This window comes from Cupriavidus sp. 2TAF22 (assembly GCF_052115045.1).
Classification (GTDB): domain Bacteria; phylum Pseudomonadota; class Gammaproteobacteria; order Burkholderiales; family Burkholderiaceae; genus Cupriavidus.
Map to the genome: position 1 here is coordinate 81,456 of NZ_JBFRFX010000008.1, position 23,899 is coordinate 105,354.

General features: G+C 57.9%; 19 protein-coding genes. 11 read left to right on the top strand and 8 right to left on the bottom strand.

Annotated features, from left to right (window positions below; translation table 11 throughout):
- Nucleotides 1-3 precede the first annotated feature (3 nt).
- Together AB4Z48_RS11980 and AB4Z48_RS11985 are read left to right on the top strand one after the other, a co-directional pair.
- On the top strand, nucleotides 4-1,386 hold the full coding sequence (locus AB4Z48_RS11980) for an MFS transporter (protein WP_441614153.1): 1,383 nt from the start codon (nucleotides 4-6) through the stop codon (nucleotides 1,384-1,386).
- A 16-nt stretch (nucleotides 1,387-1,402) separates the two neighbouring features.
- Complete coding sequence (locus AB4Z48_RS11985) at nucleotides 1,403-2,347, top strand: ketopantoate reductase family protein (RefSeq protein ID WP_441614154.1); 945 nt, start codon at nucleotides 1,403-1,405, stop codon at nucleotides 2,345-2,347.
- Nucleotides 2,348-2,621: 274 nt separating this feature from the next.
- Here the strand turns inward: AB4Z48_RS11985 and AB4Z48_RS11990 are convergent, their stop codons facing one another.
- The 4 genes from AB4Z48_RS11990 to AB4Z48_RS12005 all read right to left on the bottom strand — a co-directional run bounded on the left by AB4Z48_RS11990 (nucleotide 2,622) and on the right by AB4Z48_RS12005 (nucleotide 8,102).
- Nucleotides 2,622-3,224: an isochorismatase family cysteine hydrolase gene (locus AB4Z48_RS11990; RefSeq protein ID WP_441614155.1), complete on the bottom strand. Its 603-nt coding sequence runs from the start codon at nucleotides 3,222-3,224 to the stop codon at nucleotides 2,622-2,624.
- Between the two features lie 1,037 nt (nucleotides 3,225-4,261).
- A complete protein-coding gene (locus tag AB4Z48_RS11995; RefSeq protein ID WP_441614156.1) occupies nucleotides 4,262-4,552 on the bottom strand; it encodes a hypothetical protein in 291 nt (96 codons plus the stop codon).
- 1,254 nt (nucleotides 4,553-5,806) lie between these two features.
- Nucleotides 5,807-6,910: a BamA/TamA family outer membrane protein gene (locus AB4Z48_RS12000; RefSeq protein ID WP_441614354.1), complete on the bottom strand. Its 1,104-nt coding sequence runs from the start codon at nucleotides 6,908-6,910 to the stop codon at nucleotides 5,807-5,809.
- A 508-nt stretch (nucleotides 6,911-7,418) separates the two neighbouring features.
- Nucleotides 7,419-8,102: a hypothetical protein gene (locus AB4Z48_RS12005; RefSeq protein WP_441614157.1), complete on the bottom strand. Its 684-nt coding sequence runs from the start codon at nucleotides 8,100-8,102 to the stop codon at nucleotides 7,419-7,421.
- 206 nt (nucleotides 8,103-8,308) lie between these two features.
- On the opposite strand from AB4Z48_RS12005, the gene AB4Z48_RS12010 reads away from it, so the two are divergent.
- On the top strand, nucleotides 8,309-8,989 hold the full coding sequence (locus tag AB4Z48_RS12010; protein WP_441614158.1) for a PIN domain-containing protein: 681 nt from the start codon (nucleotides 8,309-8,311) through the stop codon (nucleotides 8,987-8,989).
- Nucleotides 8,990-9,104: 115 nt separating this feature from the next.
- On the opposite strand, the gene AB4Z48_RS12015 is transcribed toward AB4Z48_RS12010, so the two are convergent.
- From AB4Z48_RS12015 to AB4Z48_RS12025, 3 genes are all read right to left on the bottom strand, one after another.
- The gene (locus tag AB4Z48_RS12015; RefSeq protein ID WP_441614159.1) at nucleotides 9,105-9,746 is read right to left on the bottom strand and encodes a GIY-YIG nuclease family protein; all 642 of its coding nucleotides are present in this window, start codon (nucleotides 9,744-9,746) and stop codon (nucleotides 9,105-9,107) included.
- Nucleotides 9,747-9,751: 5 nt separating this feature from the next.
- A complete protein-coding gene (locus AB4Z48_RS12020) occupies nucleotides 9,752-10,021 on the bottom strand; it encodes a hypothetical protein (RefSeq protein WP_441614160.1) in 270 nt (89 codons plus the stop codon).
- Nucleotides 10,022-10,473: 452 nt separating this feature from the next.
- Nucleotides 10,474-13,194 carry an ankyrin repeat domain-containing protein gene (locus tag AB4Z48_RS12025; protein ID WP_441614161.1) on the bottom strand — a complete coding sequence of 907 codons (2,721 nt, stop codon included), beginning with the start codon at nucleotides 13,192-13,194 and terminating at the stop codon, nucleotides 10,474-10,476.
- A 178-nt stretch (nucleotides 13,195-13,372) separates the two neighbouring features.
- Between AB4Z48_RS12025 and AB4Z48_RS12030 the strand changes: the two genes are divergently transcribed.
- Together AB4Z48_RS12030 and AB4Z48_RS12035 are read left to right on the top strand one after the other, a co-directional pair.
- A complete protein-coding gene (locus AB4Z48_RS12030; RefSeq protein WP_441614162.1) occupies nucleotides 13,373-14,302 on the top strand; it encodes a viperin family antiviral radical SAM protein in 930 nt (309 codons plus the stop codon).
- A 773-nt stretch (nucleotides 14,303-15,075) separates the two neighbouring features.
- Nucleotides 15,076-15,825 (top strand): carbonic anhydrase, encoded by a 750-nt coding sequence (locus tag AB4Z48_RS12035; RefSeq protein ID WP_441614163.1) that lies wholly within the window; start codon nucleotides 15,076-15,078, stop codon nucleotides 15,823-15,825.
- Nucleotides 15,826-16,041: 216 nt separating this feature from the next.
- Here AB4Z48_RS12035 and AB4Z48_RS12040 read toward each other — a convergent pair whose 3' ends face one another.
- Entirely contained in the window at nucleotides 16,042-16,245 is a 204-nt protein-coding gene (locus AB4Z48_RS12040) for a hypothetical protein (RefSeq protein WP_441614164.1), read from the bottom strand.
- A gap of 672 nt (nucleotides 16,246-16,917) precedes the next feature.
- On the opposite strand from AB4Z48_RS12040, the gene AB4Z48_RS12045 reads away from it, so the two are divergent.
- The 6 genes from AB4Z48_RS12045 (at nucleotide 16,918) to AB4Z48_RS12070 (ending at nucleotide 23,828) form a co-directional block, all read left to right on the top strand.
- Nucleotides 16,918-17,202, top strand: coding sequence for a hypothetical protein (locus AB4Z48_RS12045; RefSeq protein ID WP_441614165.1), 285 nt, complete (start codon nucleotides 16,918-16,920; stop codon nucleotides 17,200-17,202).
- Between the two features lie 692 nt (nucleotides 17,203-17,894).
- Complete coding sequence (locus AB4Z48_RS12050; RefSeq protein WP_441614356.1) at nucleotides 17,895-18,941, top strand: polysaccharide biosynthesis/export family protein; 1,047 nt, start codon at nucleotides 17,895-17,897, stop codon at nucleotides 18,939-18,941.
- Nucleotides 18,938-19,375 carry a low molecular weight protein-tyrosine-phosphatase gene (locus AB4Z48_RS12055; protein ID WP_441614166.1) on the top strand — a complete coding sequence of 146 codons (438 nt, stop codon included), beginning with the start codon at nucleotides 18,938-18,940 and terminating at the stop codon, nucleotides 19,373-19,375. The genes AB4Z48_RS12050 and AB4Z48_RS12055 overlap by 4 nt, the downstream gene beginning before the upstream one ends.
- 20 nt (nucleotides 19,376-19,395) lie before the next feature.
- Complete coding sequence (locus AB4Z48_RS12060; RefSeq protein WP_441614167.1) at nucleotides 19,396-21,618, top strand: polysaccharide biosynthesis tyrosine autokinase; 2,223 nt, start codon at nucleotides 19,396-19,398, stop codon at nucleotides 21,616-21,618.
- 90 nt (nucleotides 21,619-21,708) lie between these two features.
- The gene (locus AB4Z48_RS12065; RefSeq protein WP_441614168.1) at nucleotides 21,709-22,893 is read left to right on the top strand and encodes a hypothetical protein; all 1,185 of its coding nucleotides are present in this window, start codon (nucleotides 21,709-21,711) and stop codon (nucleotides 22,891-22,893) included.
- 125 nt (nucleotides 22,894-23,018) lie between these two features.
- Entirely contained in the window at nucleotides 23,019-23,828 is an 810-nt protein-coding gene (locus AB4Z48_RS12070; protein WP_441614358.1) for a glycosyltransferase, read from the top strand.
- Nucleotides 23,829-23,899 lie beyond the last annotated feature (71 nt).

Sequence of the window (23,899 nt, forward strand, 5' to 3'; positions counted from 1 at the left end):
CGCATGAGCCCCCAAGCGGTTCCCTTCAAGGGCAATGCCGATATCGGTCGTCTGCTCGACGATGGCGCCTATACGACCATGCAAAAGATTGTGGTCTTCCTGGCAGCCATGTCCATTGTGATGGACGGCTTTGATGGTCAACTCATCGGCTTCGCGATTCCGTTGATGATCAAGGAGTGGAACATCACGCGAAGCGCCTTCGCCCCAGCGGTTGCCGCTGGCCTCATTGGCATGGGGATCGGCAGCGCCTGCGCAGGCCTGTTCGCGGACCGATTCGGACGTCGGATGGCGGTCATCTCCAGCGTCTTTGTCTTCGGCGCAGCGACCTGCGCCATTGGCCTCGCGCCCGATGTCCTGACCGTGGCCGCACTTAGGTTTGTCGCCGGCCTGGGCATTGGTGGCGCACTGCCGAGTTCGACCACGGTCACGGCCGAGTTCACGCCGGCGCGCCGCAGGACGCTCGCAGTCACGGCCACGATTGTGTGCGTGCCGCTCGGCGGCATGCTGGCGGGCCTCTTTGCCGGTGAAATCCTGCCGGCATTCGGCTGGCGCGGACTGTTCTTTATCGGTGGAACTTTTCCAATTGCGCTGGCTATCATTCTTCTGTTCACCTTGCCAGAGACGCCTCGATTCCTGGCACGCCATCCGGCACGCTGGGATGAGTTGGGCAAGCTGCTAGGGCGTATGGGCCATCCGATGGCCGCCAATGCAACGTACACCGACGCCGCGGAACAGGGCGTAGAAGAGCGGGCCGGGTTTGGCGCGCTGTTCTCAGATGGTCTGGCGCGCGACACTCTGGCAACCTGGGCTGCGTTCTTCCTGTGTCTTACCGCCGTCTACGGCGCCTTTAGCTGGCTGCCGACGATGTTGGCATCAGAAGGATTGTCGATGGCCGTCGCTGGCTCGGGGTTGACCGCCTACAATCTCGGAGGCGTTATTGGCGCGTTGGTCTGTGCTGTTGCGATAACGCGATTCGGGTCACGTTGGCCCTTGGTGCTGTGCTGCGCCGGTGCAGCCGCAAGTGCATTCGCGATGCAGACCCTGAATGTCGGGCGCGACACGCACCTGTTGATCTTCGGTTTCGGTGTGCATGGCATGTTCGTCAATGCAGTGCAGTCCACCATGTATGCGCTGTGCGCGTTCATGTACCCCACCAGCGTCAGAGCGACCGGCACCGCGTCCGCGCTGGCCTTCGGACGACTGGGTGCGATCCTCAGTGCATTCGCAGGGGCAGCGGTCATTACGGCCGGTGGTGCCATGGCTTATCTCGCACTACTTGGCTCCGCGATGGTCTTCGCGATGCTCGCGCTCCTTGTCGTCACGCGTCACATCCCGAAGCGTGAGGGGCTGTTAAAGCCGAGTTCCGCGGTGGCAATCACTAGCTGAAATTCTGAGGGAAATCATGAAAATTACCATAGTCGGCGCTGGCGCCATGGGCTCAATGTTTGGCGGCTTGCTCGCTGAGTGCGGCAATGACGTCACTCTGATCGATATCAACGATGCACACATCAGCGCAATCCAATCGGATGGCTTGCGATTGGTCACGGACAACAGCGATCGGCGTGTGAAGACGCTCAAGATTTGCCGACCTGGGGAAGCTCAGGAACTACCCGAGTTGCTGGTGATCTTTACCAAGACCCTGCACACTGGCGCCGCGCTCCAAGGCGTCAAGCACCTGATTGGTCCGGATGTCCATGTGCTGTCCCTGCAGAACGGGTTAGGCAACGTTGAGAAGATCAGCGAGTTCGTCTCGCCAGAGCGCATCCTCATCGGCGTGACCACCTGGCCGGCCGACATGGTTGCGCCTGGCCACGTGCACTCACATGGCAAGGGTATCGTTAGACTCATGGCCGCTGACGGCAACGTCCGATCGATCGTCTCCGTGGTCTCCGAGACGCTCTCGGCCGCCGGTCTCCAGTGCAGTTCGGAAGCCACCGTATGGGCTGCGATTTGGGAGAAGGTCGCGTTCAACGCCGCGCTCAACAGCATCTGCGCCGTAACTGGGTGCACAGTCGATCAGCTCGGTACTACGCCTGAAGGTAGCCGCCTCGCAGAGCTAGTCGTCGTTGAAGTGCTGTCGGTCGCACAGAGGCTCGGTATCGAAGTGAATCCAGCCAAGTGCAAAGCCAATGTCGCAGGCGCCATTGCTCAGCACAAGGGGCACAAGCCATCGATGTTGCAGGACGTTCAGGCCGGGCGCCGCACCGAGATCGAAGCGATTAATGGAGCAGCGGTCGCCACGGCCGATAGCTTAAACATGAAGCTGCCCACAACCGAAACGCTGCTGTCGCTCGTGCGCCTCGTCGAGGCGCGGGCAATTGCCTGTCATCAGCCGTCTCTCTCATAAACACATCAGGATGTAACCCCATCAAGCGTTTGAATGGGAGGCCCCGTATAAAGACACAATAGCCTGCGTCTTGATAGAACGAGGCCTGTCGCCGTCGATGGCGGACATCAGCGGTCAGATACAGATCGCCCGATAAGCGGGCAGCCGCATTTCCCGGTCCCTCCAGCTCGTGTCGAACGGATATTTGACCGAGACTTTATAGCCCTTGTCAGCAGTCGACTTCACGGCCATCGTGAGCTGCCAGTACGCCGGCGACACGAAATGCCAGCAAATGCTAGGCAAGCAACAGCAAGGCATCAACGAGCGAGAGCACCGTTGTGCGCGAATCGAACGCCGTTGAAAAAAGATGATCGTGCACGACCTGATCTGGGTCGTAGCAGCAATCCTTGACCGTGAACAAACGGAAGTCTGCATCGCTCGCGTACGCGACCGACGACAGCACCACACCGGTCGACGCAATGCCCACCATGAGCAGGGTATCGATACCCTGCGCGGAAAGCCGCACCTGCAGGTCGGTACCAAAGAACACGCTGGCACGATGCGCGATGATGAGCGGTTCGGTGGCCTGTTGGCCGAGTTCCGGCGAGATCTGGTCGTCGACGAAAAGACCAAGTTGCTTGATTCCCTGCCCGTTCCTGTTCAACGGACTGACTTCCGGATAGCCTGGACGAAAGTGGATCTTGGCGAAATAGACGCTGACGCCCTTGGCCCTCGCAGCGTCACACAGCTTGCGTGTATTGGAAAGCAAAGTGGGCGCGACCGATGGAAATAACGCCAGGATGTCGGTCTGATAATGCATGACCACCAGAGCGGTTTGCGCTGGAACAATTGCCGGAATCTGCATGGTCACACTGCGCGCATCAGCGGCGCTTTCCATGCCCTGTTGATGGTCTGCTGAATCGACCGGACCACGTTCAACGGGTGACGACATAAGGCTACGCGATAAAAAATGATGATCGACTCTACCACGACCAATGGGTTGTCCGTTCTGGGTCGGCAGCCACCGATGACCGCCGTCGGTCCTCGAACGGTGAGCCGACGGCGGAGTTCGGCCATAAGCAGCCATCAAGCCAGGGACTTGAAGATTGCTGCCGCGTCCAACAAGGCTGCACGACTCAAGGCCACCTGCGGTTCGTCTATCTCGGCCCTGCCCAGGGCACGCTCCGCTTCCCTGAAACTACGCAAACCTACGCATAGCCTCAGGCGTGCGGGAATCACTCCCGGGCGGCGATGCGACGCCGGACTTGTCACAGCAACGCCCGAGGACGCGTGACCTACGCCCCTCGGTGTCTTGAGACAGCAACGTCCGAATCCCCCCAGGCATGCTAGCGGGGGATTTTTCGTCTCGCGTTCTCGGCGCGCTGGGTCCGCGCTCGGCGCCGGCAGGATTGGCGGCCAGCGGCCCGATCTCAACGGAAGAAACCGGGCGATAACTAAAAAATCCTGGTCACCCCTGCGTGTCTGCACAAAAACCACACGCGATGCAAGATTTGAGCGGCTAAAAGTGTCTAATAGGTTTATTAATGGGCTTTACCTTGGGCGAGACTGAAGGACCGCTTAGGGGTCGGGCAGGGCCGGTCGCTGTGGCCATCTGCATGGCCAGAACCTGGCCATAGAGTTACGCATCCCACCTCGCGAGTGGCCTCGATCTTGCGGCCCAATTACACGGCGCACTGAACTGGGATGAATTGGTCTGCCACGCGAGCGATTTGATGGCGCTCGCCGGGTAAGAGCCCAAACGGCCGCGCCTGGCAGCCGGCGTCACGATCACGTTCAGGACAGAAGTCACCGATCGCGATAGCCAAGAACAAAGCAGCCGACCTATCGGTCGGCTGCTTTCTTGAGAAGCCGCTGAAGGCTTGCGGAAGGTTTGGCTCGAACGACTACCCTTCCGCCCGCCTCGCTGACGCCGCCTTACTGCTTCGTGGCGGTGGGGGTCGTCACGACCTTCTCAGCCGCGACGGGGGTGGCCTTCGCTTCGGCCGGAGCAGCAGCCTTCGCCGTGCTCACCTTGGTGGCCTTGGCGTGCGCGGTGGCGTGCTTATGGGTAGCGGTCTTGGCGGAAGCCTTCGCAGCGGGAGCCGGAGTGGCTTGCGCAACCGCAGCGGCCGGTGCCGGGGCAGCAGCGGGAGCCGGGGCAACGCCTTGGGCGAAAGCGGCGCCGGTGATGGCGAGGGAGGCGACAGCGGCGAACAGCTTCTTCATGATGAATCCTTCTTTGAGGTTAGAGGCACAGCAAGTTGCCGTGCTTACCCGTGAAAACGATCCACGTTGATTTGGCGTTGACGATGAGGTTGTGACAAACCGTAAGCGATGTTTCTGCAGAACCCATCGCCGTTATGTCTGCCTCGACCCGAGAATTCACCAAAGGGGGGGCTGCTGCGCATCTGCAACGCCTTGGTGAACGCACTTCGGCTCCGTCTAGGTGATACGGGCAGCTAGAGCCTCGTCTGCTTGGCGCATCGGTAAGGATCGTGGCATAGAGCAGCCGGCCATCCGCACATCGATAGCCGGCGATCCGGGAAACGAATGCCGGGGAGCCTGCTGAGTAGGCCAGCACCTCCTCTTTCAGCGCCGTCGTATCCGTGTGTGGGGGATTCGCTCTCCAGAATCGTCCCGCAGCGATACTACCTGGCGAGCATGGCCCGAGGTCGGGGAAACACAGCGCCCTCCCTACCACGCGTGGGAACAGTGTCATGGGCGTCGATCCGAACCGCTTCTCCAAGGAAATGGGCACAGGTATCGCTCGCACCGACGGCATTGCTACATTCCAGGAGGATCACCAGACTCGCGCATGCCTGTCTAGCCCATCCGAAGATCGCCATGTGTCATCGGTCCGAAAGCGCTGAAACGTGCAATCTACCAACGAACCATCCTCAGTCCGCTTACGCCGAAGTGGGATGTCAGAGCCGTACAACAAACGGGGACCAATCAATTCTCGACCATTGGGTGATGGTGTCGAAGGTGGCTTCGTCACGAAGCTTCCGGCCTTACGACAGCGCGGTGTCGAATGAACGGTTGAGTCCGCAGTCGGGTATGGAAGCTCACTGCGCGGGCGGCCGGCGGGCCCCAGGTGAGCGACCTTCGAGTTCCGAGATCGGCCAGGAAGAGACTTTCGTCTGACGCTCCGCATGGACATTTATGCGGCAGTTCCACTCAAGCAAACAGTCATTCAATCGCCGGCTGCCGACGTCACTTGATCGGCCAACGCGGTCTTCCAATGCGGAGCCGGCAATCGTTGCTTCGCTGGTGTAGCTCTCAATAGGCTCTTGTGAACCCGCCGTCATGCAGCAAGTTCACACCAGTCATGTGGCCGGAGATGGGAGATAGCAGAACTTCGACCGGCCAGAGCCATCTCGTCAGGGCTTACTTACTTCCGCCAGGGAATGTTCGAAGTCTGCGCGCGGGTGGGTCGGTTGAGCCCGCGATGGCGCGCTCGCCGGGACGGCCTGAGCCTGGCTAACGCCAGGCGCTGCCAACCTGAATGTAGAAGGCGTTCTGGTCCCTGCTGTGGGCCACGTCGATCCCGACCGCCACGCCCAGCTTGCGGGCGACCAGGTACCGGAAGCCGGCGCCGACGCTGACCACGTTCTGCGCCTCGTCGAAGCTGTGCCAGTGGCCGTATGCCTTGCCCACCCCGCTGAAGCCCAGCACGCTCCAGCGCGGGGTGACGTTCCAGCGCAGTTCGGCCTCCGCCACCAGCGCGTTGCGGTCCTGGTAGCGGCCCTTCTGCACGCCGCGCAGATCGACATAGGGCTGTGCGTAGAACGGCGTCTGGCCGCTCGACATACGGCCGTCACCCCTCAGGCCAAGCACGAACGTGTTGCCAATGGGCATCCAGTGGTAGCCGCGCAGGTTGTACAGGTCGAAGCTGTTCGAGCTGCCCAGGCCGGGCCGGGCGAACTGGAGCTCAAGTTCGGCGTAGGTGCCGCGACGCGGGTAGAAGATGTTGTCGCGCGAGTCGTAATCCACCACCAGCGCGCCCATGCCGATGCGCTGGCCCCGCGAAATGTCGCCCAGTTCGGGCGCGCTGCTGCCGTGCCTGAACGTGGTGGTGGCATCGAAGTAGGCGTAGCGCGGGCCGACATACCAGCGGCTGTTGCCGAGACGGGCCAGGAACTGCTGGACGGTTCCCGCGCCGCTCAGTTCGTAGGCGCGCGGCTGATTGAGCACGCCGAAATAGTCCAGTCGCGCGTCGACCTTGGCGAGGCCGCCGAGGTAGCGGTAGCGGTCGCCATCCCAGGTATGGAAATGCCCGAGGAAGGCGCCCCACGTGCCATTCTCGGTATAGAGGCCCCCGGCAAAGGTGATGTTGGGCGGCGCCGGCCCGCTCTCGCCGGATCGCGCCTGCGCAACCGACTCCGAGAAAAACAGCAGCCCGAATCCGGCCCCGTAGCCGACGGCCGGCTCCGTAATGACGATCGGCACGGGCAGCGCGCCCTTGTGGTTGAGCAGGTAGTCGCTGGCGTCGAACTGGCCATCCTCCGGATCGATGAACGACAGCGGCGCGGATGCCGCGCCGGTGGCGGCGCACAATGCGGCCACGGTGCACAGGCCGCGCAGGCGAAAGGCAGTTCGACGATACACGGGCGGATGTGTGCCGGGGCCATGAGCGATCGGCCCGTAGTTGATCTTTAAGCCTATGCGGCAGAGTAGCCCAAGCGGCCCGCCAGCGCCAGCACTGGGTCTGCGTCATCTCGAACAGAGGATGGCCGAGCGTGGCATCTTGGTCGATCATTCGACCGTCCAGGTCTGCGTCGGCCGAATTGGCGACGCTTTCCATGCCGACATCAAGGGACGTTGTACCTTGGAAACGGCCATTGATGTGCCCCCGTGACGACCGACAGGTATGGGATCGGTAAGAGCCGACCGGCTCACGACTGGTGGAGATCGCTTGCCTGCCAGAAGCGGGCGGTGTTCGCTTGCGAAAGCAGGCACTCAGCATTCACAGTAGCCTGCGCCGGAGCGCAGCACCGGGTCACCAACAGCGTAGCTGCGAACCCTTCGACGATCCAGCCTAGCCCCCAGAGCACCAAGGAAATTGATCGGAACGCAACGGGATTCCAGATGGTCAGAAGGCGCGCCTGCCTTCCCTGCTGGTAGGGAAGTTGCCCGCCGGCGTGCGCTGGAGATACAGGGTATGGCCAGTAATGGTGTCCCCGGTTGAGTAGAACTGAAGCGGCTTGTCTCCGACCTGCACCTGCGTGGAAGGGCCGAAGAGATCGTCAAGCCCGTACCAGGCTTCACCCCCCGCCATCTTGACCCGATATACACCGAAGGGAACCTTGATACTGGACACCGTCCCTCCGCGTACAAATGTCACCAGAACCGGCCGCTGGGTGTTCCATTCCTCAAGCTTAACGATGTTCAGGCTGCTGCTGGCCATTGCGTCGACGGTAAATCCTGCGGCCTGACCTTCCGGCAGTTGCTGGAATGTCAGCACGGTGCCATTGTCGGGAAACGGCTGGGCGGGGGCAGACGGAGTCGGCGGCGTTGCAGGCTGGGCAGGCATTGAGTTCGGAATCTGGCCAAGGATGCGCCGCTCGGGGTCGGACGACGATCCGGCCGTTGTGGTTTGCCCTATGCCGTCGCTGCCGTGCACCTCGGCCCACGGCGGCGTGGGTAGGCTGTAGTCGCGAGGCCCAAATAGCTTCCACATCGGAACAGCAAGTAAGCCGATGCACCCGAAGATAACCGCGATGACCACATGGCCCACCGTCAGTCCTGACCCGCGTCGGCGCGGTGGCAATTTCATGTGTCCGTCGCGAAATCTCTCGCGGTCCCGCGTGTAGTCTCGATCCTGGACGCCCACTGTGCCGTTTCCCCCGTGTATGCACGACCTAACATCTTAGCGGCGACGACCTGATGGCAACCCCCCCACTAAAGTATGGGGCGGCGGGAGTACATAGCCGCCCTGAACGAGCCACAATTCCAGCTTACGTACATTTTGGCTGCAAAGACATGACTAGGAAGCTCCTGCTGGTGGACTACGAGAACGTCCACAAGATTGACCTTTCGCCGTTGGACAAAAGCTATAGCGCGATGATCTTCGTCGGCGCGAATCAGAATCCACCAAAGGCAGTCACCAAGCCCGCCACCGCGCACAGGTTCCAGCGCGTTGACTTCCTGAAAATCGAAGGCAGTGGCAAGAATGCACTGGACTTCCACATCGCATTCCAACTCGGCCGAATGATCGAGACCGCACCACAGACAGAGTGCTTTGTCTTGTCGAGAGACAAGGGCTTCGACCCCTTGCTGGCCTACCTCAACAAGATCGGGTTGAAATGTCGACGTCTGGAGAGCATGGACGAACTCGTGTGCGAGCCCGTGTGTCAGGGCGAGAATGACGAAACGACCGCCTGCAGGAGATGTCACAAGGTGAGTACAATCGCGCACTACGGCGGCCGCTGGTGTACGAATTGCGGCTGCTTCGCGAGCCCCCCGGACCGCAAGCAACTGCCTTCCTCTCAAGCCGGCTTCGCAGAGCGTGAAGGTCAGCGTGGCGGCAGGCACCTCACAGACCGCCAGCAAGGCATTCTCGCAGTCTGCGGGTGGTGCAACTGCCGCGGCGACATGACCGGGGGTATCTACGACGATGGGGAATGGATGTGTGCCGGTTGCGTAGGCCGATACGCCCGGTGACGAGCGGCAGTCCAACAGTCGCTCGACGCGAGCTGTTCCGAATGGCAGAGATGCGTCGGTAGCGCCGTCGCGTGCGCGCCCTCGCCCCACCAATGGGTGGGGGGGTCCCTTTTGGTTAGGCCGGTTGTTCTTCGAATTGCTTCGCTTCGAGCCGGACTCTGCGCTCGTCCAGCAGCTCGCCATCGAACATCCAATAGTCGGAACCGCTGACCGAACTCGATTTGTATCCCATGTCCTGGAGGGCTTTCAGGGCGGCGCCGGACAGGCTCATGGTTTCGCCCTTGAAGCTGACCTTACCGCCATCGAGGACTGTTGCCGTGATGCTCTCATCCCGAGCCAGCACCAGGATGTCGCAAGCCTTGATACCGAGCGCAGCAAGATTGATACGCGATCGGCGCTGTTCCTTCGCCTTTTCCATGGCTTGCACTTCGACGGGGTCGATGTCGGCTTTGCCTGGGGTAATTTCCTTGAAGTTGCCGATGCTCAGTGCCAGCACGACCTTCTCTGGCTCGACTTTGAAGAACTCTCGCTTTGGGTTAATGCGGTGTTCGGAGAATAGCTGGTGGAGAGTTTTCTCCAGCTTGTTCAGATTGATCTCCTCCGGTATCTCGGCGGCAAAGTGGCACTCGAACGGCAGCGGCACTCCGGTGCCGCAGCTTAGATTGGAAATGCGGGATTCGACGCTATCGGTGGTGAGCCCGATTTTCACAAGACCGGGCATGGCCTCGTTTTTCAGCACGTAGATAACTCTGGGCATGGGCGTTATTTCTTGGAGTTGCGGTCTTGTTCGCTGAGTATCTGCAGCAGCGCCAGGACAATTCGAGGAGCCCCGCGGAATCCATCCATGCTTTCATGCTCGTGCACCGAGAGCATGGCCTCAAGGGCCCGGTATGCAGGACCATCCCCGTCGTATAGGGTCTCGTCGATGGCATCGAGGTCAATGACGAGTTGCTTCGTTCCTTCTTCGCGAAGCTCATAGAAGCGGTGGGCAGCCTCCGTCCAGTAGGGGTCTTCAGACCAATGACGCGTCATAGCGGAATTCATGGCGAAACAGATGGAAGGTCATTCTAGCCGTCAGCATAAAAATTTGCACTGTCGCCGCCCCTGATTGATTGTCCATTCTTCTATGCGCGCACTTGCTTATGGTTTGAGTTGACCAGAGTCCTCACAAACCTGACGTTACCCCATTTTAATGACGAATGACAGAAGCGGGTTGGCAAGGGCCAGCTATCCGCCCGCGACCTGACTAGCCGACCAAGTCCGCCCCCAAACACCGGCGTTCCTGAGCGTTTCCGCCGGTGCAGGCGAGTCCGCGTTCGACCGGTCACTGCCGTCCGCCATTGCCATTCGGAAAACTTTCAGCCGACTGCTTCCCGTTGGTAATCGGCCGATCACCATCACTCACGGATACAAAAGTCGCGAAAACGGCTCGCCGAAGGCCGAATATCGATCCGGTGGAGCAGGGCGACTGGGTGTGACTCCTCCTATTTACCGCTAGTCATGCAACGTAGGTACTCCACGCAAGAGACATAGTCGCTCCGGTCTGCGATCTTCACGTGGTTGTAGTTCATTGCGCGCTCGAAGACTGACCAATCACGCAGTATCTGCTCACCAAGTTCAAGCGGCGTAAACCCACTCGCGTTGTCAAGGTGGAGTAAGCCGGGATCATAATCTACCAGCATGTGCACGATCTTGGCACGTCCGAGCTTGACGGCAGTATGCAACGCGCTGCTTTTCTCGCCATCCTCGACTATTTGCAGATTTGGGTGGTACGCGAGAATGACGGCGAGACACTCGGCCCCCCCGCCTTTCACTGCGGCGTGAATTGACGTTCTGCCTAGATGGTCCTGCTGGTCAACAACAGCGCCGGCATCGAGCACGGCGCGAACAATCGGGACGTCGCCGCGATCAGCCGAGAGCATAAGCGGGCTCTGCCGCTTGAAATCCGTCAGGTTCGCCTGTTCAGGCCACGCTCTCAGTAGAAGGCAGATCGCGTGGCGGCGCCTTTCGAGGTGCGTGGCAAGCCTACTGACATCGTCGGACAGCCCCTTCGGAATCATGGTGTGCAAGCGCGGCATACTCGCTTCGAGCCCGTTGAGAAATTTCAACCAACACAGCAGGACGGAATCGCCTCGCACGCTGTCCAACTTCTTGTTGCCGAACGATTTGGCGTTATCGTCGAACCAGCGCTGCAGACTGTCCCAATCTCCTTCTTCGATCATCCGGAATGTTTCGCCCATGATTTGCTTCACTTGCGCCTCGGCGATTGGCCGTTCCCTCGGGTAGCCCGGATAGGGCTTGTAGAGCGTGTCCCAGAAGTATTCGGCGACGACCTTCGCTACGTCCTTTATGTCGATGTTTATAGGATCGCCTTCTATCATGTTATTCGCCAGCATGATGCGATACGGTCGCTCGTGCTTATCGGGATCGAGTCGCCGGTCCGCGACGAGTGTCGCTAAGAGGTCGCGCGCCGCCTCGCCGAACATCGATCCGAAGTTGCGCTGATAGCCGGAGTCGATAGCCTGCTTGAAAAGCTCTGTCGCCTCCTCGAATTGATTGCGTGCGAGGCAGTGCTTCGCCCGATATTGCAGAAGCGGCAACGCCCAGGTAGCGCGCGCAGGACTGCGCTCCGCTTCTTGCAGCAGCGCCTCGACGCGCTGTTCGACGTCGTGGGGCCGGTCCGAGGAGCCGCAGTTGAGAAGGTTCCCAAGTGCGCACACGAGTGCGCCGACCACCTGTTGGGGGGACTGCGCGAGTTGTCTCATGCGCTCAATAGCCGCCTGGCGCGCCCTTGGCGAGGCGTCGGAGGACAACGCCAACTGGCTAACCGCCATGTAGTCAGTTTCCGCCTGCAATGCTCGCCAGGGCGAGGACCTGCGGGCCCGGTCCTTCAGATCGATCTCCAGTTTCCTGCTCTCGATAAAGTCGCTCAGCAACAAGCCCTTCGTCTGGGCCACGCGTAGCGCATCCGCGCTATCCATCGCGAAAAAGTCGTCAAGTGGGGCCTGCGAGTCTAGGGTCGTGAAGCGGTGGGTCAGCAGATCGGCGACTTCGGTTTTGGCGGACAACCTTTGCGAAGGCGCGATCGACAGAAAAACCGTCGCTCGCTCCAGAGGCGGAAGACGATGCTCGAACCAGGCGTCCTGTTCCACTTCGCTTTCGGCGCACTTATAGGCTTCGACGGTTATGTTGTAGCTGATCCGAAAGAGGGCGAAGAGCTGCAGCACTTTGTTCTCATTGGCGTTAGGACAGGTGAAGGCAACGCCCGGACACAGAAATTCCACGAGACGTTTGTAGCCGTCCTGCACCGCACGCGCGATGCGGAGGCGCTGGCGAATGGTGCGCATCGACGGCCTGGCATAGCGAACCTCGAGCAGCCGCACGAATTCCGCTTGCTCTTCGGTCGATGCCTCGTCGTTCATGACAGCTTCAATGCGGCCGGGCTGCGTCATCGGGATCTGCGAACGCAGCGCTTCCGGGTCCAGCTTCTTGCGATGAACAAAGGTCAGCGCGGCGGCGATCCGTTCCTCGTGCGGCAGCTCACCGGACAAGTCGAGGGTGCCTTTGAATTCCATGGTGGCGTCATTCGGAAAATAGTCCTTGATCGACTGGATCCTGGGGATCGTCCCATTCCGCCATTTGTAGAGTGTCCGCTCCATCGAATCGGGCGCATCGGCGTCGTCTCTAGCCTTGGCGCCGCCCAGACTGAGTACGACCTGATCCATCGGCAGGCCGAGAAGATCCATAAGCCAATCGACGACGTGCTGCACGGGAAGGGATATCTGTTTCGTCGTCTGGTCGACGTTGGGAAGGAACCAGAATTCACCGCCGGGCATGCCGTGGTCAAAGGGCTCGACGAGATTCCAATTTGCGATCAGGCGTCCTGCCGCTGGAGCGTAGGTGAAGGCGCACATATGCCAGACAACCTGCTGAGCGCTTGCATCAAATGTCCAGACATTCTGAGAGAGGGAACGATGGAAGCCCGTCCAATCGTCCAGATTGATAGAGGCATCGCGGCGTGCGGCTTCGCTCAATTCGAGCGCATCGAAAATCCCTTCGAGCTCGCTTTTCAGTATGGCTAGGTGACTCTTGAGCTTCTTTTCGAGTTTGACGAACTTCCCTTGATCTTTTGACGACAGACGCTCAAGGCCGATGCACTGGCTGATTTCGAGCAGAACGGATTCGAAGGTCGGCAGGACGGCCATGGAAGCATCCTAAGAAGTGGATAGTGATCCTCATTCTCTGCGATGGAGGGAAAGAATCCAATGAACTTTGGCGTCCCCCGCCTTTCGATCCGGCGCGATCGAGGGGACGGGTAGATTCATTTCGCGGTGGCCGCACTACGGGCAATCTGGGGGAACCCGCATCCACCGGAGAGTGTCCTTGCTGCAAGCCAAGAAAGAGCATCAGCCCATCTCGCGCGAGTTGGTCATCAACTGGCATGTGACCGAAGCGTGCAACTACAGTTGCCGTTATTGCTATGCCAAATGGGACAACGCCGAGTCCCGTCGAGAACTGATTCATGACTGGGCTGGCACGACGCGCCTGCTCCAAGAACTGCAGACGTTCTTTGTTCCCGGGAACGCGACCAATCCGCTTACGCCTGCATTCAAATGGACGTCCGTCCGGCTGAACCTGGCCGGCGGCGAGCCGCTCCTGTATAGCAGGCAGATCCTGAACATTGCAGCGCTTGCGCGCGAACTGGGATTTGGCGTTTCGATCATCACCAATGCCAGCTTGCTGACTCCTGCACTGGCGGAAGCGCTGGCCGAATACCTGTCGTTGCTTGGCGTCAGTCTGGATTCGGCGTGTAGTGCGAGCAACCGAGAAATCGGTCGTCGTGACAGACAAGGACGGCAGATTACGCCCGACACGCTGGAAGGAAGCATTGCGGCCGCGCGACGCATCAATCCAGAACTCCGCCTGAAAATCAATACGGTTGTCAACGCACTAAACTGCGATGAAGACATGACACCGCTGATACGCAAACTGGCACCGGAAAAGTGGAAGGTGCTCAAGATGCTCCCGATCATTTCATCCGAGCTCGGCGTCTCCGACGCTCAGTTCGCCGCCTTCGTGAAACGTCATTCCGGATACGGCTTGCCACTGCGCGCCGAGAACAATGTCGACATGGTCGAGTCATACATCATGATCGATCCGCTTGGACGCTTCTTCCAGAACGCGGGATCTCGCAGCGGGTATCACTACAGTCCGCCAATCCCTCGCATCGGTGCAATCGCCGCATTTGCGAAGATCGCTTTGTCGTCGACGAGATATCTGGCTCGATACTCCTCGACGGGCACCGTGCGATGAAGTATTCCCCCGGAAAGGAGATGACGTCCTTGTTCGCCGGCTCGTTAGGGAGGGTTGGAGATTTACGCGGGGAGGCAGACACGGCGGCCTGCTGCCTCCTTCTGGGCAAGAGCGTTGATCGTCCCCTGTGCCCCCGGCGATCGAAGGGCCTGGTTGAACTTCAAGCGAGACGTGAAAAACGCGCGTCGAGTCGTTAACGAGAGTGTGCCGTCCGCAAACGCAGGATAGAGGGTACAAATGCCCCAAGAGCTTCGCGTTCCGCAACAGCCTACCGCTGTCGGCGGCGGGGAAGGTGCTCAAAAGTGCGTTACGCAGGGAGTTGGGGGAGTGTTTTCCGCACCTCGTCGGGGGCACACGGCGCCCTTGCCGCAGACGAAGGCTTGCCGAGAGCTGTCTTAGCGCCCTACGGCCGTTCGCGCACGGCGCCCCCGAGACATTCAAACGTCAGCTTCGTGGAGACGATGCTCTGGCAGACCTGCCAGCGCGCGCCGCGGACATGTGCGCATCGATCTCGGTGGAACAGTTCTGACGAGGACAGGACTCCCACACCACCACCCCAACCAGTACCTTGCCGTTGGGCAACATGGGAATTCACGGTGCCCGATGTCATCTTCATTTCCTATACACTTTCCTGCGCACATGGAGGTAGCCCGACCGGGCCCGCAAGCCGGCGTCTGCACGATTCCGGCACCTCTGGTGCCATGGTGCGCTGGCCGCGCCGGAGCCGGCCTCCGCGCCTGAGTTAAGCGATTTTCAGAACGTGAGGTAATCAGATGAAAGCACGGATCGTGATCGCAGCATTGGGAACCTTGTTTCTCACCCCCTTGGCCCATGCCTCGGAGCAGGTGCACTGGTCCTACCAGGGCAAGACCGACCCAAGGCACTGGGCGGGTCTGGAAGCGGATTACGCGGTGTGTGGAATCGGCCACCGGCAGTCACCGATCAATATCGAGACACGCAAGGTGACCGGCAAGACGGCCCAACCCGTTGGCCTCTCCCATATGCCTGCCAGCGCAGAGGTCATCAACAACGGCCATACCATCCAGATCGAGCCCGAGAACGGGGGCACCCTTACCCTCGACGGGGTGGCCTACAAGCTCGTGCAGTTCCACTTCCACACCCCGAGCGAAGAGAAAATCAACGCAAAGGCCTATCCACTGGTCGCCCATCTGGTACACAAGAGCGCGGACGGCAAGCTGGCGGCGATCGCCGTGCTGTTCCGCACCGGGAAGTCAAATGCCACGCTGCGGCCAGTCTTTGCAAACCTGCCGGCGAAGGAAGGCGAGAAACGGCGGCTGGATGGCAACATCAATGCTGGCGACCTGCTGCCGGCGGATCGCAGCAACTACACCTTCATGGGATCGCTGACGACGCCGCCGTGCAGCGAAGATGTGCGGTGGGTGGTGATGAAGACGCCAGTGAGCCTGTCATCGGCGCAGCTCGCGGCGTTCCGCAAGTTGTACAAGATGAATGCGCGGCCGACGCAACCGCTGAACGGGCGCGAGATACAGGCCGGGAGCTAGAGCGAGCCCAAGGTCCCTCAATATCTGGAGGGATGTTGCCGCAGACTACATAACGCGTCGGTGCCGCAAGCGCGGTACATCCGCTAGCCAAGGTTAGCCACCGGCCGGCTGCAGCACCCTGGAAGCTGCCGTCGGGGCGACGCTGGATTGAACGGCTGACAGGGGTCGTTCTCCGGCCTTCAGTCGCCTGCAGATCGGCGATGAACCTTTCTTTATTCAGGACGACAAGGAGCGCACCAGTCGCGTTTTCAGCGGCCAGGGTCTAAAGGCGAGAATCCAAAGGCAGACCAAGGGCCCAACCAGCGGAATCAGCGCCAGGTATTCGTAGCCCGATTCGAAACGGGCGGTGCGGAAGACCTTCCGGAACGGAAAGAACCACAGCGCCTCAAAGGCGAGAAAGCCAAGCAGGTAGATGCTCATGGTGCAGCGCCGCAAAAATTCATCCGGGAAGTGTACGGCTCGCCGGTGTATTTCTTTTCCCCTAAGGCGAGGGGGATAGCAGGGGGTGGATGCGCCGCCGTCCGGGCGACCGCTTCACTCCACTCAACTTCGAATTGCGAACATCAGGGAAACGTAGTCAGCAGCCATGGCTCAGTCCGCGACAACAGCGGAGGCACGAGTTCGGCGGTGGGGGTTGAGTGCCGGGCACTTCGCGGGCCCGCATGAGACAACGGGACGTTCCCTTCAAGACTTGATTCGCTAAGATTCTGCAGTCGCCGCAACCGCGGTGGCCGGGGATAGCAGCCCGCAATACGTAGACGGACGACCGCCGCAAGGCGGCATTCTTACCGCTAACGTACGAGGCACCCATGCTTACTCATCTCCCTGTCCACTGTGGGCGACGCTCGAAGCACTTTAGCTGGCTTGGATTTTTGCTGGCATCTAGACTTCGCGTGTCGCATCCACGGCGATTGGGTTTGACAGCCCGTTCACAAAGGACGTCGAGCCGCTCCGCGCGGCTCCTTGTCAAACCTGTTCGCACAGGAGGTCACTCCATGTCCTTCATTCCCGTCACCCATTGCTTGCAATCGACACATCCGCAGTTCGCCCCCGCCTCTGGATGCATCAACGCGATGCAAAGGAGCGTGTTCCATGGTTAAGCACACCCGCTACGGCATCACTGCTGAACACACCGGCGCCGACATGTTCATTACGGCCCATTTCCCATGTGAAGACCCGCTGAGCCTGGCGGGTGAGAAGGCCGCGCAGCTCCACGCGCTGCTCACTGTCACGCAAGACGGCGCCACCGTTGGCCAGGACCTTGCGGACGATCCTCAGGGGCATCTGCTCTCGCTTGCCGCCGGGCTGGCGCACGAGACTCTGGTGCTGAGCGAACTCGCTGCCCAGCATGAACAAGAGGGACAGGGCGGGGCATAATGCAGCGTCAACATTACGCGGTAACCCGGCGAGCAGGACTGCCGGGTTGTCGCGTTCGTGCGTACGGTGCCCTTGTGCGATCGAGTTTTCCCTCCCATCGTAGGGTGGGCAGAGAATCAAAAGTCATTTCCCTTGGCAGAGCACAATAAAACATCAAATAAATCTGCCAGAAATATCGCTGGAAATTTCGAACGAATTACTAACCCTTTCGGGTGAAGCATGCAGGGTACCGGCGCAATTTCCCACCGTCATCAAGGGGGCGATTGTTGCTCGTAACCCCTTGTCGGCGCATCCCTACCTTTGTCGGGTCCACACTTAAGGGGGGATCGAAAAGACAGGAAAAACGCCTGTATTGCCTTGAAGATTGCCCCCCTGGAGCCATACACTTCGCCGGTCCTTCGCGCGGTGATGCAGTGCAAGAGAGCATGCCGGGCAGACAACACGAGGCCATCACCGCCAGGTTCATCTCCGCGCGCTGCACACAGTAGAGCGGGAAGGCACCAGCGTGTGCCAATGTCGGACCAGCGGATTCGTCTCAGCAATGCGTGTCAGAGAATGACAGCAGCGCGGGCATTCGGGTATCAAGGGAATTACTAGTCGTGTTCAAGTATGCAAGCAAGCAGTCGTTTATCAGAGCGTTAATCAGCCTGGGCATTGTCCCGTTGCTGGCCTCTTGCGCACTCGCGCCCGGGATGCGTTTCGATCCCCRACGACCGCTCGATCCGGAAGACCCGGAATCCGTGCCCAAGGTCACGCTGATCACCCCCGCACTGGTTCGGGCGCTGAAGGCGTCCACTGTACCGGCCAACGCCGGCATCGAGGCACTGTACGCTGAGCCGAAGCCGTACACCATTGGTGTGGGCGATATTCTTTCCATCGTCGTCTGGGATCACCCTGAGTTGGTGTTCCCCACGCAGACGTACTCGATCGGTCAGGCCTACGACATTCCCAATTACAGTGGTGCCGCTAACGTACCGGGCTATGTGGTCAGCCCGGCGGGCACCATTCAGTTCCCGTATGCAGGGGTGATCCAGGTCCTGGGTAAGACACCGGATGATATTCGCGGCCAGCTCAGCAAATCACTGGTGCCGTACGTCACCATGCCGCAGGTGACCGTGCGCGTGCTGGCATTCCGCAGCAAGCGCGTGTACCTGGACGGCGAAGTCAAAACCCCGGGCCCGCAGAACATCGACGATGTGCCAATGACGCTGGTCGAGGCACTCAACCGCGCAGGCGGCATCAACGTTCTGACCGGCGACAACAGTCGCATCCGCATCTCGCGCGATGGCAAGAACTACATCGTCAATATGCCGGCGCTCCTGCAACAAGGCGTGGACCCCGCGCGCATCCTGCTGCGCAGCGGCGACATTGTGCGCGTGGAGCAGCGTGAAGACAGCAAGGTGTTTGTTGCTGGGGAAGTGGTGCGGCCCATCACCGTGCTGCCGCGCAACGGTCGCCTCACGCTCAGTGAGGCCATCGGCGAAGCCGGCGGACTTAATCCCATATCCGCCAATGCCAAAGAACTCTATGTCATTCGCAAGAGTGGTGACGGCGACGCCGAGGTGTTCCACCTCGACGGCAAATCACCCGTCTCCTACGCGCTGGCCGAAGCCTTCGAGCTCAAGCCCAGGGACGTCGTCTACGTCGATGCCGCCGGTGTGGTCCGCTGGAGCCGCGTGATCAACCAGCTGCTGCCCAGCGGCAACTTCGTAACGGGCGCCGCGAACGTAGCCAAATGATCAAGACTGTTCTGGTGGTATGTATCGGCAATATTTGCCGGAGTCCGATGGCAGAGGGGATTCTGAAACAGGCTTTGCCTGAGACAAATGTCGCGTCCGCCGGCCTCGGGGCGCTTATTGGCGATCCTGCCGACCCTATCGCAGTCGCACTGATGAAGGAACGCGGTATCGATATCACCGCCCACCGCGCTCAGCAACTCAGCCGGGTCTTAGCGACGCGGGCAGACCTAATCCTTGTAATGGACAACGAGCAGCGCCAAGATATCCAGCGGCACTATCCCGCCACCACCGGGCGGGTATTTCGCATGGGAGAGTTCGCCAAGTTCGACGTGCCAGATCCGTACCGCGAAAGCCGCACTGCGTTCGAAAACGCTCTGCAGTTGATCCAACGAGGCGTGGAAGCCTGGGTGCCGCGCATCCAGGCGCTCCGTTAACAGTATTGGTAGCAAAGGCAATGAACCAGACCCCTCCCCCAGTCGTTGTAGCCGCGCCGCCGGAAGAAGAAATTGACCTAGTCCGGTATTTGGACGTGCTGCTTGCAAGCCGTTGGCTGATTGCGGCAATTGCGTGCGTCGTTCTGATGCTTGGAATTGCATACGCCTTCCTTGCGCGACCCGTATACCAGGCGGATATCCTTGTCCAGGTTGAGGACAGCCCCAACAGTGCGAAGAGCCTTCTTGGGGATGTATCGAGCCTCTTCGATGTGAAGGCAGAGGCTGCCGCGGAAATCGAGATTCTTCGATCAAGAATGGTGGTCGGAAAAGCAGTAGACAATCTGAAGCTCTATATCGATGCCAAGCCAAAGTACTTCCCGCTGGTTGGAGCAGGGATCGCGCGCAAGGCGAAAGGCCTTTCAGAGCCCGGGTTCTTCGGGTTGGGCGGCTACGCTTGGGCAGCGGAAGCAATCAAGGTCGATCATTTTGATATTCCAGAAGAGCTCGAGGGCGAAAACTTCCAGATTGTAAGCTTGGGAGACGGTCGCTATTCCCTGGAGCAGCCTAGCCTCGATCATCCTATAGCGGGCGTTATCGGCGAGGATATTCGATCCGAACAGAGTGTCGGGACTGTCAGCGTGTTGGTGACCTCGTTGAAAGCGAAGGCAGGCGTAAAATTCAACCTGGTGCGAAATTCAAGATTGAAAACGCTTGAGGATCTGCAGGACGATCTAAAGATTGCGGAAAAAGGAAAACAAAGCGGCATAATCGGTGCGTCGCTAGATGGAAAAGATCCGATTCTGACGGCCGCTATCCTGAATGAGATTGGTGAGGAATACGTTGCCCAAAATATCAAAAGGAAGGCTGCAGAAGCAGAAAAATCTCTGGTATTCCTTGGCGATCTTCTTCCACAACTGAAAGTCGAATTGGAGCGTGCAGAAGTCAAATACAATGACATGCGTAACAAACGCGGCACATTCAATTTGAGTGAGGAAGGTAAAGCATTTCTCCAAGAAAGCGTTACCGCCGACACTACTCTTCTCGAACTGAAGCAAAAGCGCGCTGAGTTGATAACTCGCTTCGCACCTGGTCATCCCTCCGTGATAGCGCTCGACCAGCAAATCGCTGGCCTAAACGAGAAAGTTGGAAGCGTAGCAATTCGAGTGAAATCCCTACCCAACATCGAGCAAGACGCTTTGCGTCTGATGCGCGATGTTCAAGTGAACAACGACCTATACGTAGGGTTGCTGAACAACATGCAGCAACTCAAATTGGTGAAGGCAGGCAAGGTCGGGAATGTTCGTCTGCTGGATAATTCTCCCGTTCCAGAGGAAGCCATTAGACCCAAGAAGCCCTTGGTCATCGCGCTTTCGGCTGTTCTCGGACTTATGTTCGGTGTTATTGTCGCATTTATCAGGAATTGGTTATTCGGAGGAATTACCGATCCTCAAGATATCGAGCAACACACCGGGCTTAGCGTTTATGCAACAGTTCCGCTCTCGCAGGGACAGGTCAGCTTAAGCAACGAACTTCACTCGCGAAAAAAAGGTCAATACTTACTCGCGAATCGCTATCCAAACGAGACGTCCATTGAAAGCTTACGCAGCTTGCGGACCGCTCTCCAGTTCGCGATGCTTGACGCTGACAATAATCGCGTCCTTTTAACGGGACCCACGCCGGGAGTGGGAAAGTCATTTGTCTCAGCGAATCTGGCTGCAGTTATGGCTTCCGGTGGAAAGCGAGTGCTTCTAGTCGATGCGGACATGAGAAGAGGTTATCTGAATCAATATTTCGGAAAAGATCGAAACCTTGGTTTGTCGGATGTACTTGCTGGAAAAGCGAGTATTGAAGATGTTACTCACGGTGACGTGGCGGAGGGGTTGGATTTTATCTCGACAGGAACAATTCCTCCAAATCCAGCTGAGTTACTGTTGAATGAGAAAATGGTCCACTTGCTAGATGAGTTTAGTGGGCGTTATGACTTGGTGATAATTGATACCCCTCCGGTTTTGGCTGTATCGGACACAGCGATTCTCGCCGCACATTGCGGTGCTGTTTTCTTGGTGACGAGGTTCGAAAGAAGCACCATCGGAGAGGTGCGAGAGAGCGCCAAGCAATTGGGACATGCCAACGCCGATGTGAAGGGTGTGATATTTAATGGCCTAGATCCAAAAGCGTTTCGATATAGCTATGGCTCGAAATATGGTCGGTATCGTTACGCCTACTACAACTATGGGGCATAGGGTATTACCCTCCGGCTGGCCGGTTGCTCACCGCCTTTTGCAGAATCACCGATTCCTGCGAAGGGGAATCCGACGGAGGGAACAACATCGATGAATCGTTTTTCATTTTTGCTTTTCTCGGGAAGCTTGTTTTTCTTCTCCTTGAACGCATTTAGTGTCAGAGCTACGGCGATCGGGTACATCTTAATGTGCCTTCTCTTGCTTGTGAACGGAAGCAAGTTGTTGAGTATAAAAAATGGATTAGGCGTCGCAGTGCTTGGGGTGCTCGCATCCACGGCGATTGTTTGGTCGATCTCAATACTTCACGATTTTTATTTAAATTTTTTTATTAAGTTTTTTTTCGTCCAGATTTATATTGCTGCCGTTTATATATGCTTTAAGTCTGCTGTGGTTGGGTGTAGTGAGCTGCGTAAGGCTTGTCAGGTTCTTATATTTATTCATGCAGCATTCTTTCTATTCCAGGTTGGATATTTCTTGGCGACCGGTGATTTCATCGATTTGAATAACTATGTTAGAGAGGTTGAATCGGAATCCCTCTATATGACTAAGGCGCTGGAAGGAAGAGCCATCGGGATTAGGGGAGTAGGTTTGTTTTCTGAGCCGTCATTCTACGCCATGGCCGTACTTCCTGCTGCCGCCGTTCTTTTGGCCATTGACCGGCGCATTACGGTCCCGATTATTATCGCACTTGGGACCGCAACACTAAGCCTCTCAATCGCCGCGATTTTTGTGGTTGCTTTGCTGGGAACAGTCTTTCTTGTTGCGTGCAAGGGATCTCGCTGGGTAAAAGTGGCCATCCTTGCGGCAGCTCTCGCTGCCTCTCCATTTTTGTTTGAGTTTTATAATCTACGGGTCACAGAGTCTGTAGATTACGATGCAATTTCCAGCAGGCAATCTGTATTCGAGGAATTCAAGCAGCGCGAGTGGAATGCTGATGTATTTGGAGCGGGATTTTTTTGGGATGAGACATCCCGGGTCGGTGTAACCGGACTTTGGGGTTACCATGTTCGCGACTCATCTTTCCTGGTCTACTTGTATTTTGCTTCGGGAGTATTGGGGTGCGGATTATTTGCAACTATCCTTGCGCGAATATTTCGCGGTTGTTTTGTCGAGTTGCTCTTCTTTCTTCCTTTGCTTCTTTTTAAGTTTCATATTCTTTTTGGTCTGCTTTGGTTTACCCTAGCCTCCTTTTACCAAATTTGCCTATGGCGAAGAGTTGCCGAAAGGGAGCATGCACCGGAAATGATGCGGGTTGCAGGAAGGCATAAGAAATAGAAACTTGCTTGCGAGCGCGTTGCAATCCGTAGGTTGGCAAATGAACACGTGTAGTTCGTGATCAGATCCAGTTCTGATCTAGGCGAGTAATTAGCTTAATAAATGGTGACCTGAGGGTGGTTATGATGGGGAATGCCGGTAAGTGCTGCGTCCTAATACCTTACTATAACGCGGGCGATTCGTTGTTGGAGACCATCCACTCTGTCGAGGCCGGTTCGCTGGCGCCGGACGTCATCGTCGTGGATGACGGCAGTAGAGTCGAACGGAAAGCGGTCAATATCTTGGAGAAATATTCAGGCGCGCTGAAAATAAGATTGATTGAGTTGGATGAGAATCAGGGGATCGAACATGCCTTGAATCGCGGTCTCATTGATCTCGGTACATCTTACAAGTATGTTGCCAGGCTGGACTGTGGTGACCGTTGCAAGAACGATCGACTCAGAAAGCAAGTTGAGTTCTTGGACTCACATATGGATTACCATCTTGTCGGAAGTTGGGTTGATTTCGTCGATTTGGAAGGGAAACTGTTATACACCCTCAAGCACCCATCGGATTTTGCGTCGATCAAAAAGATGATGTTTCTAAATCCGACCTTTACGCATCCGGCAGTAATGTTTAGGAGTTCTTTACTTGCCACGTCTGGCTTGTATCCGGTTGATAAGCCAGCAGCGGAAGATTACGCATTTTTCTTCAAGATTATCCAAAACCATAAAGCGTCAAATCTGAACGAAAGCTTGGTAGACTGCCTAATTAGTCCGGCGGGGATATCCAATATGCGGCGGAGAATTCAGATCAAGAGCAGAATAAAAATTATATTGGAAAATTTCGAAGTTAATCCGTACGCATTTTATGGCCTGATTAGGTCAATTTTGCTTTTCTGCACGCCGAGAGGATTCACAGTAACCCTGCGCCGCGCGATGCGGAAGTTACAGTGACTAGGCAGCGAAGGAATATTATTTCAACGATTCGCTCCGGCTCGAATTTTCGAGCCTTGACATATATTGAG